11 protein-coding genes and 2 pseudogenes are annotated in these 14,424 nt (G+C 47.0%); 6 read left to right on the forward strand and 7 right to left on the reverse strand.

Annotated features, from left to right (window positions below; all coding sequences use genetic code 11):
* Nucleotides 1-282: 282 nt before the first annotated feature.
* From AAE02nite_RS02165 to AAE02nite_RS02195, 7 genes and pseudogenes are all read right to left on the reverse strand, one after another.
* Complete coding sequence (locus AAE02nite_RS02165; protein WP_146894809.1) at nt 283-1,704, reverse strand: hypothetical protein; 1,422 nt, start codon at nt 1,702-1,704, stop codon at nt 283-285.
* Entirely contained in the window at nt 1,670-5,140 is a 3,471-nt protein-coding gene (locus AAE02nite_RS02170; RefSeq protein ID WP_146894810.1) for a hypothetical protein, read from the reverse strand. Before AAE02nite_RS02170 ends, AAE02nite_RS02165 begins: the two co-directional genes overlap by 35 nt.
* Before the next feature lie 257 nt (nt 5,141-5,397).
* Nucleotides 5,398-5,670 (reverse strand): annotated as a pseudogene (locus tag AAE02nite_RS02175) (endonuclease domain-containing protein); the annotation flags it as partial.
* Nucleotides 5,671-5,914: 244 nt separating this feature from the next.
* On the reverse strand, nt 5,915-7,363 hold the full coding sequence (locus tag AAE02nite_RS02180) for a hypothetical protein (RefSeq protein WP_146894811.1): 1,449 nt from the start codon (nt 7,361-7,363) through the stop codon (nt 5,915-5,917).
* Between the two features lie 353 nt (nt 7,364-7,716).
* Nucleotides 7,717-8,121 (reverse strand): hypothetical protein, encoded by a 405-nt coding sequence (locus AAE02nite_RS02185; RefSeq protein ID WP_146894812.1) that lies wholly within the window; start codon nt 8,119-8,121, stop codon nt 7,717-7,719.
* A 5-nt stretch (nt 8,122-8,126) separates the two neighbouring features.
* The gene (locus tag AAE02nite_RS02190; protein ID WP_146894813.1) at nt 8,127-9,449 is read right to left on the reverse strand and encodes a hypothetical protein; all 1,323 of its coding nucleotides are present in this window, start codon (nt 9,447-9,449) and stop codon (nt 8,127-8,129) included.
* A gap of 487 nt (nt 9,450-9,936) precedes the next feature.
* Nucleotides 9,937-10,932: a sugar phosphate nucleotidyltransferase gene (locus tag AAE02nite_RS02195; protein ID WP_146894814.1), complete on the reverse strand. Its 996-nt coding sequence runs from the start codon at nt 10,930-10,932 to the stop codon at nt 9,937-9,939.
* 234 nt (nt 10,933-11,166) lie between these two features.
* Between AAE02nite_RS02195 and AAE02nite_RS02200 the strand changes: the two genes are divergently transcribed.
* From AAE02nite_RS02200 to vapC, 6 genes and pseudogenes are all read left to right on the forward strand, one after another.
* On the forward strand, nt 11,167-11,745 hold the full coding sequence (locus AAE02nite_RS02200) for a LemA family protein (protein WP_146894815.1): 579 nt from the start codon (nt 11,167-11,169) through the stop codon (nt 11,743-11,745).
* 156 nt (nt 11,746-11,901) lie between these two features.
* Nucleotides 11,902-12,339, forward strand: a complete 438-nt coding sequence (locus tag AAE02nite_RS02205) for a TPM domain-containing protein (RefSeq protein WP_146894816.1) — start codon at nt 11,902-11,904, stop codon at nt 12,337-12,339.
* Nucleotides 12,340-12,439: 100 nt separating this feature from the next.
* Nucleotides 12,440-13,225: a TPM domain-containing protein gene (locus tag AAE02nite_RS02210; RefSeq protein ID WP_146894947.1), complete on the forward strand. Its 786-nt coding sequence runs from the start codon at nt 12,440-12,442 to the stop codon at nt 13,223-13,225.
* Between the two features lie 55 nt (nt 13,226-13,280).
* Nucleotides 13,281-13,511 (forward strand): hypothetical protein, encoded by a 231-nt coding sequence (locus AAE02nite_RS02215; RefSeq protein ID WP_146894817.1) that lies wholly within the window; start codon nt 13,281-13,283, stop codon nt 13,509-13,511.
* A 157-nt stretch (nt 13,512-13,668) separates the two neighbouring features.
* Nucleotides 13,669-13,905, forward strand: a complete 237-nt coding sequence (gene vapB / locus AAE02nite_RS02220; RefSeq protein ID WP_146894818.1) for a type II toxin-antitoxin system VapB family antitoxin — start codon at nt 13,669-13,671, stop codon at nt 13,903-13,905.
* A pseudogene (gene vapC / locus AAE02nite_RS26985) lies at nt 13,905-14,305 on the forward strand (type II toxin-antitoxin system tRNA(fMet)-specific endonuclease VapC). The gene vapB and the pseudogene vapC overlap by 1 nt, the downstream one beginning before the upstream one ends.
* Nucleotides 14,306-14,424 lie beyond the last annotated feature (119 nt).

Here is a 14,424-nt window from a genome sequence, read left to right on the forward strand (position 1 = left end):
ATTTGGCTGCTTCTTTTCAAATTGCTATCCGGAAATTTTCAAAAGGTTGTAACGCACGTGTAAGGTACTATTTTTATAGGATTGGTAATCAGGCAAACGACGGATTTACTCTCTGGAAAAATCTGCCCTTTAAATTTTTAGTCGCTGAAATAATAAAATGCCATTCAGGTAGAACTATTACAGCTACCTGCTAAATAGTTTCCTCCTGAATGACACCTGCAAAATGAGAGACAGCTATTAAGTAAGATTCGCTAAAAGGCCATCAACTACTTGCAATTAGCTTTACTCAAAATGAATATTTGCTTTTTTATCAATACGCCAAAAACCATCCTGGTAAGAAAGGGTGCCGGGCTCATCAGTAATAATGCGGGTGGCGTGCTGGTTGTTTAGCTGGTACTGGCAGGCATCTTTCAGCGATAAGTAGGCGCTCTCGATGGCCGTGCGGTGTACCGGCGAGTTGGGTACAATCCGGAAAGCAGCTTTGCTGGGGTCTTTACGGCTTACCCGGATTTCGTAGATGCTGTCGTGCTGCTGGGTAGGGTGTAAATCCTGCTCGTGGAAACCACCGTTTACGGGCACCCGGGCAAATTTGCTCTGAGGTTTATCAGGGGCCGGAGTTGGCGCGGGAGTCGGTTCTGGCTGAACTGCTACCGGTGCTGGTGGCGGATTTAACAAGGCTTCTTCCGATTCGGCGGGCAGCTCGACCTTTGGTTTAGGTGCCTCTTTGGGCAGAGCAGGGGCCGGAACCGAAGCTTTAGGAGCTACCGCTGGTGTTGAACCGTTTGTAAGTTTAGCAGTTTCGCGGGCAACTGCCTTCTGCACCAGACTTTCTATTTCTTCGCGCGAGAGCTGGCCATTGCCACTGGGTGTTTTCCGGCCAGGCGCATTTACCTGTTGCGTTAAATAATCAATATCTTTTTTGCGTTGGTCCATGCGCTTATTCAGCGCATTAATTTTAGTATACAGGAAATATATTAATCCTAAACTTAGTATGCTTAACAATAAGGCCGCAGTAGTCATCCAGTCGGTGGTTTTAGTTTGGTCTTGTGGTTGTTTTTTCGATAAAGAACTCAATTGATTCTCGGCAAAGGCGCTTTCGACAGCGGTATCCGGATCGGTTTCGGTGGCATCTGGTGCGGTAAATGCTGCGTCGCCGGTGGTAGGGTCATCAGGCAGGCCGGCCCCTGCTACTACGGCCGGATTTACATAATCGGAAGCGATTTGCTGTAACTGCTTGTATAAATCGCTTAGCTGTTGCCGCCGATTTATATCTTTCATGCGCTGCTCATTTTCGCGGAGCTTCGCATTAATAGACTTAATTAATAAATCGAGCTGCGCTTTAGCATCTTTGCCGCGCTTGTAAGTGCCGGTTTGTTCTATGGGCCGGTACAGCTTAGAATAAATCTGCGATTTGCTATCTTCCTGCCGGATAGCTTCTTCAAACTGCTTTAAAGTGGTAGCGTTAACAATATTCTGCGGCTCGGCCAGCTTCGCATCGCGGTATACAAACGAGGCGGTTTCGGTCCAGATATCCAGCTTGGCCTGCTCTATTTGGCTCGGTTGCTGGGCCAACGCAATGCTTTGCACCCCAATAAATAAGCTGATGAATACAGCCAGTTTCAAAGAAGCTAAAACGGCCGCATACTTTAGTTTAAACTTTTGCTTTACTTTAAACCGTTGCTTTATGGGCATAATGCTTTTCATACAACTCTCTCGATAAGTTAAATAAAGTTTGCTTTAACGGGTAGAAGAACAGCGTTTCGGGCAGTACTTCGTCCCGGCGCAGGTGTTTGTGCAACTGGTTCAGGCCGATGCTTAAACTGTCGGAAATCTGCTGCCGCAAATATTCCCGCATAAAGTTCATGTCTACCTGCACGCCTAAATCCGGCAGCATCGACACCACTTCGGGCTCCTGTAACACCAGATTCAAATAGGCCTGGGCATTAGCCAGTACCGATTCGCGCACGGTGGCATCTACCTGTTCGCCGGTGGTAAAATTAACCCGGATATCCAGGGGCTCGGTGCCGCCTAATAATTTGGTCTCCTGGATGTAATCGTAAGCACTATGTTCGGCTGAGCCGTCGAATAATACCCCGCCGTTGGCCGTGGCTTCTTTGGGGTTATTTGCCAGAATAATTTTGAAGTTGGCTTTCGGTTCCTGGCCGGTTACTTTTTTCAGAATAGCTTTGGTCAGGCGTTCTACCACCATCATGTTGGCGCCACCGCTGAGTAATTTCACGTACAGGCTGCCTTTGCCGCTGAAACAGAAATAACGTGGTGTGTCTATGTCCAGGTGCTTTATCAACTGCCCGATGTGGTAAATAATGGCTGTGTAGTGTAAATAGAAAATAATGCGCAGTTGCCGCGATTTAAGCAAATGCTGGCTAAACCGGAGTTCATCGTCGTAGCTGAATAATAAACTTACCACATCGGCGGAGTGGAACTGCTCGTTGTTCATGGCCAGTTCAAATGCCTGGCGGGCTTCCTGCTCCTGGCTGGAGGTAGGCATGGCGCGGCTTTCCTGGCGATACGATTGCAGGAAACCGTTTTGCTTGCCGTTGCCCTGCATACGGTTATAACCTTCGCTCCACAGGTCGTCGCCGGCAAACCTAAACGAGGTACTGAAAGCGGGTTGCTGGCCTTTTAGGAATAATAAATCGGTGGTGCCGCCGCCTATGTCAATATTTACCACGTTTTCGTCGCGGTTGGCAACTACCTGGTTAGTGGCCGTTAAGTAATAGTAAGGCGCTACCGACTCGGTAATATTAATGGTAGACTGGCTGGTTTTAAATATTTGCTGATACGCCTCGTCCCACTTGCTCTTAAACTGGTTCAGCGAGAACATATCGAAGCTGAGCGGCCGGAACCAGATAAGCTTGGTATTTTCGATGATCCCGTTGTTTAGGGCTACCTTGTGTTTCATCATCCAGAGCAGTTCCCGGAAAAAGGCTTCGATCCGGTCTTCGCCGTGCGTATCCAGCTCCATCGACCACTTTAAATTGGTTTCGTAGCGCGCCTGCTGCACCGCCGACACCTCCGAATTAATCGCAAAGCCAATATTTATATTGCCGAGCACCTGGGTTGGTTCGTTCGGGAAATTAGGGGTTTCGCAGGTAGCCGTCCGGATCGGAAATTCAAAGATAGAGCCCTGCTCGCCAATAAACGACGGCACAAACTCACGGTTCTGAATGAGTAGTACCGGGAATAATTCGCCGAAGCCGGCCCGGTAGCGTTCGTAAACCGTTTTATTTGCATCCGCCGACGGGCTGTTGAGCAACACCACTTGCATATCAGCTAAGCCAATATTAAAGGTTTTAGGGTGTGCGCCGGGCTGGTTGTTATAGGCCACGTGCGTATTGGTCGTGCCAAAATCAACGGAGAACGTAAAATTCTGGGTACCGCGGTCCAGCTCGGTCCATTTGGGTACAATCAGGCCTTTTACATGCTCGCCCTGCGGACAAATCAGCTCCAGATAATCAAAGTGCGTATGCCGTACTTCAAAATACGTAGAGCCCGCCGAGGCCATGGTTTTGGAAGTACGCTGTATTTTCTGTGCGCTGCGGCTGCCGCCCTCGGGGGTAATTAATTGATTCTGAACGTAAAAATTCAGGTCGTAGCGCTTGTTTACCAGGTTGGGGGCAGTATCATCATCCACCAGCATCACTTTGTACAAATCGTTGTGCTGCGGCTGGCTGCGCATTTTGTAGAACGGGAAGAACCCTAAACCAATCTTCGCTTTAACAATCGCTCCTTTTTCGGGTATTTCCTGGCCGTACTGGTCTTTGGGGTTTTGCGGATTGGTGTAATAGCTGCGCTCGTAAGTAATAAAGTCGTTGCCCTGCACCGGAACCCGCAGGCTAACTTTTATATGATTAATATCGATGGCAAAGGTCAAGTTCTCGTACAAATCGTGCACATCGAAATAATCGAAAAAGGTGCGCTTGATGGGTAATAAATACGGGAATTTGTGCTTTAAGCGGGTATCGGCGCCGTAACTGTAAGTAACCTGGCCGGTATGGAAGCGGTCGGTATTTACCTCGTAAGGCATCTCGATTAAATGTTCCTCCAGAAAATCGCCGATGGTCAGGTAGGGATATTTGTATTTTTTGCCTGGCAAGATTCGGTTTTCCAGGGGCACCTGCTCTACCCAGGGCACCGTTGTGGCGGCATCCCAACGCTGCCCGTTCAGGTAGTTGGCTTCAATTTTCAGGTTCGGCTTCAGTACAATGGGCAATACCGCCGGCTGCGACACCGTTGGACTAACCCGGATAAATAAATCGCTGCTAATTTCGATGGCGTTGGAACGGGTGGGCAGCACCAGATCCTTGATGGTAACGGGGTTGCCCTGTACATCGGCCAGGGTACTGTAGGTGGTGGCAAAGCTGGTAGGCGTAATATCACCACGTAGTTCCAGGGCATTAAACCTCTCCAGGTTTAAATTGGCAAATACACTGCCGCTGAAGTTTTTCTGCCGCAGCTGCGGTTTGGTCAGGAAAAGGCTGTAAACAAAATCCTGGAAAGCGCGGTCGCGGTCGTGCAGCAGCACTATATTTTTATCGAAATAATGGCCGCGGGCCTGCGGGCGCTCAATATCCAAAGGCTGTACCGCCGGTGTGGTAAAGAGCAGGGTAAACGGCGAAGTGCCGCCAATCAGGCGTTCGGCGGTTTCACCGTTCGGCCGGGTATATTCGTAATAAATCAAATACAAATCGGCAAAGCCCTGGAAGCGGCCATCGTTCAGGAACAACCGCAGGGTATCGCCCAATAATTTGGTGCCGGGGTTGGTCCTTAATATTTGCAACTCGCTCTCAATGTTCCAGCGGCGGATGCTGATTTTTTTGCCGGCTTCCTGGTAATGGTGGTAGTTAAACAAGAGTTCGAACAAATCCCAGTAATGCGACACTAACTCGTGGTACAACGATTGCTGGTGCCGGCCTTTATCGGCGTTTACAAAATCGAAAGCCGTCTCGAACAGGTGCATCCGCGCGAAAGGCGTGGGGATAGACGTAACAATTTTGCTTGCCTTGGCCCCGGTCGGGTCGGTTATATCATTAATTTCAATGTGCGTTATCTGCGACGATTGCTGCCAGCCTTCTATCTGCTGTTTTCCTTTGTCGTGTAAGCGAAATACCTTTGGCATAAGCTGTTTTGGTTTTAATTCTTAGTCCCTGTATGGGGATATTTTAATTTTATTTTTAGTCTGTAGCCTGTTGATGGGCTGCAGATAATAATTATTGATTCTATAGCGGGTGATTCTCAGAATCAAAGCTTCCGGTTAATCACCGCTGTACTGTTACCCTTCCGCCCTGCGGGCACCTTCCCTAAAACAGGGAAGGAGTTGGAGCTAATGCTTGGAATAGGCCTAAGCTTGGCATCAGCCGCAGTTCCCCGCCTATTTTAGGAGGGGTTAGGGGTGGTAAAGTTCCGCCTGATTTCTTCCAGTACACCTTCTAGTTGGTTAAATACATCTTTATTTTCAAACCGGATTATTTTAATATTTAAGCTGTTTAGGTATTCAGTTCTTTTGCTGTCTGCTTCATAGGCATTATCAGTAAAATGAACCTTGCCATCTAATTCTATGCCTAACTTCTCCTGCGGGCAATAAAAGTCTAAAATGTAATTACCTATGCTGTGCTGCCTTCTGAATTTCTTGCCAACCAATTTGCCATTCTGTAAATGCTTCCATAATTCGGCTTCGGCAGGTGTTAAGTTGCTTCGGTTTTGCTGCCGAAGGTCTTTAGGTTTTTACGGTTATGAGTGTTGTCGGCCATAATTCAATATGTGTATCAAACCACCCCCGCCCCTCCTTATCTAAGGAGGGGAGCTTTGATTACCTTTTCCACTTTCCCGGTTGGGATATTTCATACTCCTGTTACAAAAATCGAACAACAAATAACGAATAACGAGCAACGAATTACACCGCCTTCACTTTCTCCGAAAATGCTTTTTGCGTGGCATTTTCGAAGAGCATGACGAATTTGCGGAAGCGGTCGGGTTCGTTGATTTTCTTTTCGGTGGCATCGAGCTCGTTCCGGAAAAAGCCGTGGCTGATGCCTTTGTCGAAGGGGTTCCAGGCTTTAGTAATAATTTCCTTGCCCCGGATCATGAGGTTGAAATCGTCGGTACTCAGGTTGAAGGGTGCGAAAGACCGTTGGTTGTGGTTAAGCTCTTTTAACCAGTTCAGGAACCCGAAATCCTGGCTGTTGATGATTTTATCCAGGTCTTTAAACAAGCTGTCTTTGCCTAATAAATTATTTAGCTCCAGGGTTTTATAATAAGGCGAATCGCTGTCTTCGCGCAAATAATTATTAAAGTAGGTAGCAAAATACAGGAAACGGCTCAGGCTCTCGGCAATTTTTTCTTTCGATTCCGGCGATAAATGGCCAAACTGAATTTCCCGTGCGTCTTCGGCCAGGCCAAACTCGTGGTACAGCGTGCTGGAACCAAAATCGGCGGGGCCGTAGTCCATAAAATCGAGCACGGCCATGGCACTGAGCAGCTCTATAATATGGGCGCGGTTTTGCTGGCCGCTGCCGCCGGGCTGGTTCTGGTAAGGCGCGTCCGGCGTGTCGGCAATGTAATATAAAGCTTCCAGGCCGTTCAGGTGCTGCTCGTAGTAGGAGAGGGCTGCCCGGGTTTTGGTAATAAAAGCGTTCGAGTCAATAACGCTGCCGTCGTCGGCTTGCAAGGCAAAATAAGGCAGTACGGTAATCGCGCCCGTTAAGGCATCCTGTATGTAACCGGCGTTGGCCAGCGGCGAATTCGGGTCTTTCAGGTTTTTGAGCAGCAACGGGAAGCCGGCCGCGCCGGTACCACCAAATATCGAGCTCACAAAAAAGATGCGGTCGCCTTTCTGAAAGTTTTTTGCAAAATATTGGATCTCAGCCGACTCTACTACTTTGTTCAGGACGATGCTGCCAATATTGGGGCTGCCCCGGAAGCCAATAGTAAGCGGACTTTCGAGGTTATCTTCGGTGAAAAGCAAATCCACTACGCTCTTGGTGCCGGGGGTTAACGTATTGTAATGGATATAATCGCGGAAACGCTGGTTGATGCCGCCAAAGTCAAAAACAAAAGTGTCCTGCACGGCGCCATCGGTATCGTTGGCCAGGCTCGAAAGCGTACTGATATCGGTTTTGAAGAACCCGTTGGGGCGGCTGCCCAGGTGCTTGTGCAAACGGCGGTATACTTTTAATAATTCTACCGTCCGGTTCATGTCGCCGTTCTGCGCATCCGGATCGATGATGATGGGGATTATTTTTTCGCAGTTTTTGATTTCGGCCCCGGCGGCCAGCAACATGGTTAAGGACCGGATAACGCGCGAACCGGTGCCTCCTATTCCGAATATAAAGAGTTTAGACATAGTATTTAGTGGTTAATAGCCGGATAATTAATATCCTTTTAATATTTCATTCGGCCCGGTATTTTTATTTCGAGTAGCTGAAGTCTTTCTTTATTCTTGCTTTCGCCTGGCCGGCTGGGCCTTACTTTTCTCCTGGATGAGCTTAACCCTTCCGCCCTCCGGGCACCTTCTCTAAATTAGGGAAGGAATTGCAGAAACACCCCGGTTTATCCAACTTGCTGCTCGATTTAACAATTCTAATTATTGCCGTTTCGGCTCATCATACCGGATAATCTTGTGCTACTGGCGCTCCCCTCCTTGGATAAGGAGGGGCAGGGGTGGTTTGATTTCTGCCACCTCAGCCCAACAGATACCTAAAACCGGACTGGTGTGGTGCTGGCCCCCCGGGACCATCTCCGGAATAGGAACGAGAAAATGATGTAAAATAATGCCCCGTACAAGGCATTAATTGTGGCAAAGCTCCAGACGTACGAGTTTTGTTCTACTTCTTTGGTGTCGCAATATTGCAGCGCGTAACCAAAGCCAATGGCGGCACTCAGCAGCATAAACAGCGCCCAATGCCAGGCTTTCCGGAAAAAAGCAACCGGTAAAATATGGTTGATGAGGTAATAAAAAACAAACATCAGCAGCAGGCTGGTAATAATATTAACCAGGCCCACATTCGGGAATATTTCGTTCCAGAATACCGGCCGGGTTTGCGGCGGCTGCGGCGATGACAAAAACAACTCGTAAATAAATTTAAAGAAACCTGGTAGCATATCGTTTATTTTTCTTTTTGTAATCTAACTGCAATATCAAAAATATTTCCGCCGGTATCTGCGCCAAAAGCTCGCTCTACGCCCTCCAGAATGCCCGCCAGGTTAAAAGTTTTGGCGCCGGCCTGATTTATCTGGCTGTCGTTGGTGGTAGTCCATTGTTGCACCCAGGCCGGGCGCTGGTTGGCCAATTGCAGCCGCAGGTCGGTTTGCGGCGCGTTTAATTTGGTCAGTTTTATTTTGATAAAGTGGGTGAAGGGCTTCAGCGGATCGGTATTTTTGCCGCTAACGCCCGGTAAAGTCCGGAACTGGGCCGCCGGGTAAATATTGGTGATTTGGGCATCCGTGTTTTCGGCCTGAATTTTCAGGTTTTGTTTCAGGTAGCCGGCACCTGTAAAGGCGGCGGGTAATCCGCTAAAGTTGGCGCCCACTATCATTTCTACGGGGGCTTTCAGGTCGCTGATGGTAATGGCCTGGCAACTGCCATTTTCGGCCACGCAATACCAGTTGCCCGCCGGCATATATTTATCCAGCACCGAGTAAGCCGGCGCCTCGAAGGTGAAACCGGAATGCAGTTCCTCCGGAAACGTATTTTTTACCAGCGACCGGTTAAATAAACTTACCAGTTCGGGTTTGCCCATTACCCAAACGTAATACGGGATGGGCGTGTCGCAGCAATTAGCAATGGTTTTCTGGGCCGACTTCTGGGCCGGGTAAAAGGTGCCGTCAAAATCGGAAGTAGCCGCAAAAACCGAAAGCGCCTGGCCCTGCTGTTTCGCTTTAGATAATACCCGGTAAATATCGGTGCTGACGTAACTGACGGCCCGGTTATTTTCGGGGGAATAAATAAAATCAGAAATTAAAATATTAATGCCGTTTTGGTTCTGCGAAATAATAGAATCCAGAATAGCCGGAATGGTGGTGCTGGAAGCGGATTGCTGGATGCCGTAGCGCATGGTGCGTGCCAACTGATCGTAGGTGGTGGGGTACGGTTTCTCGCGCACCTCAAAATAATTTTTATTCTGAATCAGATTGCTCTGCTGGATGCTCGCCAGAAATGGGTCGATGGTTTGCTGAAACTGGGTAATACCTTCGGCTTTGTTTGTGGGCATAAACCCTTTCATGCTGCCCGAAACCTCTAAAAATACATTTACCTGGCTAATACTGGTGCTGGCTGCCGGCGCTGGTTTTTCTTTCCCAGCTGTCGGGGCGGTCGATTTTGTTTCGGCTTTTTTATCGCCGCCGCCGCTGCAGGCCGAAATAAAAAGCAACAGCAGGCACGCGAAGGCGGCCGGTATATTTTGGGGTAATCGGGTACGGCGGAGGGTCATGGAGTTAATATTTATGTATGCCTGGCAAATTAAATACCAAAAATGCAATGTATGTCTTACGAACGAACGAAACGAGTGTTGTTGGTTGATGGTTGTCGGTTTTTGGTTGTCAGGATTGGAGCGTGGAATAATATTTTATAAAACCGTTTAAAAGTTTCTTACAGGTTAGAATATTGCTTAAAAGATAATGTCGTGCTGTTTACGCACTGTAATATCGGGTTGAGTAAAATATTATTTTATCAGTGCGTAATAAAAAGTTTAAAATTAAAATTTAAGTAACTCACATTTGTCATTCAGGAGGAACCTATTTAGTAGTCTGCCAAATAGGTTCCTCCTGAATAACAGGTGTGAATACCAACAGCCTGGTATCATGCAGCACCTCCAAATTAATATTTTCTGGCCTGTATTCAATAGCGGTATTAGACTTCAACCCTAACAACCAACAACCACCAACTATCAACCAACAACTATCAACCAACAACCAAACCTATTCACTGAAATTAATTTCCGTATTGTCGCCGATGTTAAAGCTGTGGGTCAGGCCCAGCAGGGAGGCGTCGCTGCCCACAATGGAGTCGTGCATCACGGCGTTGCGGAGTTCGCTGTAAGACCCGATAATAGAATCGTGCAGAATGGTGTGCTGCACAATGGTATAATCGCCGATGGCAACGTTGGGGCCAATAATAGAATTTGAAATAACGCAGTGCTCGCCAATGCTGACGGGCGGAATAATAATGGTGTTGGGAAACTGTAAATTATTATCCCGGAAGGGTGGGCGGTTGAGCAGAATGGCATTGGCCTGTAGCAAGGTTTCTTTCCGGCCGCAGTCGAACCAGTTATCTACCGGCAGGGTGGCCATTTTTTCGCCGTTTTTAATCAGGTGCATCAGCGCATCCGACAGGTGGTATTCGCCCTGGGTTTTTATTCCTTCGCCGATAAGATAGGTAAGCGCCTGCACCAGGTTAGCCGGGTTATTAATTTTATACAGGCCCACCAGGGCCACGTTCGATTTCGGAATTTTGGGTTTCTCTACTACCTTGGTTACAAACTCGTCCTGACCCAATTCGGTAACCCCAAACAGTGAGGGCGTATCTACTTTTTTCACGCCCAGGATAGTGCCCGGATACTGGATCAGCTTCTGCATGTCTACGTCTACCACGGTATCGCCCAGCATAATAATGATATCGGCTTCGTTCTGGTAGGTTTCGCGGGCTACATACAAGGCGTGGCCCAGGCCCTCGCGGGGTTCCTGCACCACAAATTCGGCCCTGATTTGCGGATACTCCCGCTTTACAAAAGACTCTATTTTATCGCCGAGATAGCCGATAATAAAAACAAAATCTTCGATGCCGCCGGCCAGCAAACGCTCAATAATATGGCCCAGAATGGTATTGCCTGCCACCGGAATCAGCGATTTGGGTTGGGTATGGGTATGCGGACGCAGCCGGGAACCAATACCTGCAACGGGAATAATTGCTTTCATGCTGGGTTTTGTTAGGGCGTGCAATATAAATAATAATATGTATTGGCAATGGTTTGCGGGCACAAACCAGCCGTAATTAGTAGGGTGGGCAGCCAATATTATTTTTATTCGGTCCGGCTCCCGTATTTATCTGGAGTTTTACGTATTTATAACCGTGATTACCTAAATTCGTACCTTTATCCCGTTACGGTATAAAATTACTTTAACTTAAAACCGGTAAAATCGCTGAAAACTATGAAAAAATTAATGCTTTACTTTTTTGGGTTAGTGGTGTTGCTTTCCCAGAGCTCCTGCGGATACAACGAAATGGTAGCCAAAGACGAAAATGTTGGCGCTAAATGGGCGCAGGTACAAAACGCCTACCAGCGCCGCGCCGATTTGGTGCCTAACCTGGTAAATACCGTTAAAGGAGCGGCCAACTTCGAGAAAAGCACGCTAACCGATGTAATTAATGCCCGGGCCAAAGCCACCAGCATGCAGATAAGTCCCGAAAATTTGACCCCCGAAAATATTGCCGCCTTTCAGGCAGCGCAGGGCCAGTTAAGCGGTTCGCTTTCGCGCTTAATGGCTACCGTCGAAAGTTACCCCGAGCTGAAGTCGAACCAGAACTTCCTGGAACTGCAGGCCCAGCTGGAAGGTACGGAAAACCGGATTTCGGTAGAGCGGATGCATTTTAATAATGCCGTGCAGGACTATAATACCTATATCCGGTCGTTTCCGCGCAATATTTTTGCCGGTATGTTTGGCTTCGAACGTAAAACGCCTTTTGCCGCCGACCCAGGAGCACAACGGGCGCCATCGGTACAGTTTTAAATAAGTTAAAAGTTTAAGGTTGAAAGTTAAAGTTTTATAAATGAGGCAGCGTATGCCCCAGAACTTTCAAATATTGCGTGATTTCTGCGCTTGATAGTGGTCTGAAGCTGATAAAACTTTCAACCTTAAACTTTTAATATTTAACTACACAACAGCATGAAAGATACCATTACGCCCGAAGACGAGCAGCAGATAGAAAATGCCATTAAACAAGCCGAAGAGAATACTTCCGGCGAAATACGGGTGCACATTGAAAACAAATGTGAGATAGACGTGCTGGACCGGGCTACCCAGGTATTTGCCTATTTGCACATGCACCAAACGGCGTTGCGCAACGGCGTGTTATTTTACGTGGCGCTCAAGAGCCATAAGTTTGCTGTTCTCGGCGATGCCGGTATTAACGCCGTGGTGCCGCCTAACTTCTGGAACGAAATTACCAGTCTGGTAATCGGGTACTTTAAGCAAGAGAAATATGCCGAAGGTTTAGCCAAAGGCATCATAATGGCCGGCGAGCAGCTAAAAACTTATTTCCCGAACAAAGGCGAATCGGATATAAACGAATTAAAAAACGATATTTCCTACGGGAAAGATTGATAACGGCAATGGCTAAATATTAAGCGGATAAACGGAATATTCTCAGCCTTTCCGACCTGCTAATGCCCCCTGTTAAGTTGCCAATACCCAGGTCATGATGATGAAGAAAAGCTTTTTGTTAATATTTTTTTATACCGTAATCGGCTTGTGGTCTGCCTGGGCGCAGGAAGGTGCCGAGATTCCGGCGCGACCCAACCCGCCGCGCCTGGTAAACGACCTGGCCAATATTCTGAGCCCCGATGAAGAAGCGGCCCTCGAACAGAAACTGGTGGCCTATAACGACTCTACTTCTACCCAGATTGCGGTAGTAAATATTACTTCTATCGGGCCTTACGATATTTCGGATTATGCCGTGCGCTTAGCCGAAAGCTGGGGCATCGGGCAGAAAGGCAAGAACAACGGTATCCTCATTTTAACGGCAGTAAACGAGCGTAAAGTAAATATTACCACCGGCTACGGCATGGAAGGCGTAGTGCCCGATGCCATAGCCAAACGTATTACCGAATATACCCTTAAACCCAACTACCGCGACGGTAAATATTACCAGGGCCTGAACGAGGCTACCGATTTTATTATTGATGTGGCCAGCGGTCAGTATCAGGCCGATCCGCAGGATAACAGCGAAGGCGATACACCTATTATGTTCTGGCTGATTATTGGTTTCCTGGTGCTGATTGTACTTATAAACCTGCGGAAACGGGGCGGCGGTGGCCGGGGTGGCGGCGGTATGCGCACCTTGGGCGGTCCTTTCTTCCCGCCGGTAGTGTTTGGCGATTTTTCCGGTGGACGCGGTCCTTTTGGAGGTGGCGGATTTGGCGGCGGTGGCGGCTTCGGTGGTTTTGGGGGCGGTAGCTTTGGCGGCGGCGGCGCCAGCAGCGATTGGTAAAGCCATTTAGCCCGGATTATGCCAGTTACGCCTTAACCCATTCGTAAATAATATTATGAATATTATAGAGAAAGGCACCGGCAAGCAAATAGATTTTCTGGAAAAGGTAAATAAAAGTACCTGGAAGAAATGGCTGGCCTTAATCGTAATTCTCTTACTGCTGGCCGGCGGAATATTTCTGCTAAAATTATATCCCCTGGTCTTTTCACATTACGATTTTATTTTCATCGCCTTTTTTGTAGTGATAGCTAGCTACTTTTTAATTCGGGTGCTTCGGATGAAGTAATTGTAAGAAAGAATATTTCTGCCCAGTAGATTGTGTAGCAAAACTAACACTTAAGAAAAAGTTAACAGATAGGAAGATAAGCCTTAACGTTGTTGCTCATCGTAAAACGGGAAACAGAAAAAAATTTAATTTCATAGATTAGCTAAAATTATAAACGATGACTTTTGAAACAATTAACATACAAAGCGATTCAGGTAGTCAGGAGATTAGATTACCCGATAATTATAAAATTAATGATGATAAAGTCTATGTTAAGAAAATAGGCAATGCTTTATATTTAATTCCATTTCATAATCCTTGGCAAAACCTATTCGAAAGTCTTGATAAATTCACACCTGATTTTATGGAAGAAAGAAATCAATCGGACAATCAAGCCCGGGAAGCATTTGACTAATGACTTACTTGCTCGATACTAATATTTGCATTTATATCATTAAGAGAAAACCTGCCATTGTACTTGAAAAGTTTAGCCGAATAACTTTAGGTAGTGTTGCCATTTCTACCATCACTTTAGCCGAATTAGAGTATGGTGTCCGAAAAAGTACCAATCCGGAAAAAATATAGAAGCACTTACCCAATTTCTAGTGCCGCTCGATATAATAGCTTTTGATTATGAGGCAACAATAGCATATGGTAAAATAAGGGCAGATTTAGAAAAGAAAGGCACGCCTATTGGGCCACTTGATACCCTTATTGCCGCCCATGCCTTAAGTTTAAATATGACTTTAGTAACAAACAACGAAAAAGAGTTTAATAGAATAGCAGGATTAAAAATCGAGAATTGGGCGAAATAACAGCTTTGAATGACTAGAAAATAATTAAGTAAGACCGCTCATCGCAGAGCTGAGAATTATTTTTAATATTTTTTTAAGTCGTTTAATATTGACGCTGTTTAGTATTTCTAGTCTCGAAT

The organism is Adhaeribacter aerolatus (genome assembly GCF_007991635.1).
In the GTDB taxonomy this organism is placed as follows: domain Bacteria; phylum Bacteroidota; class Bacteroidia; order Cytophagales; family Hymenobacteraceae; genus Adhaeribacter; species Adhaeribacter aerolatus.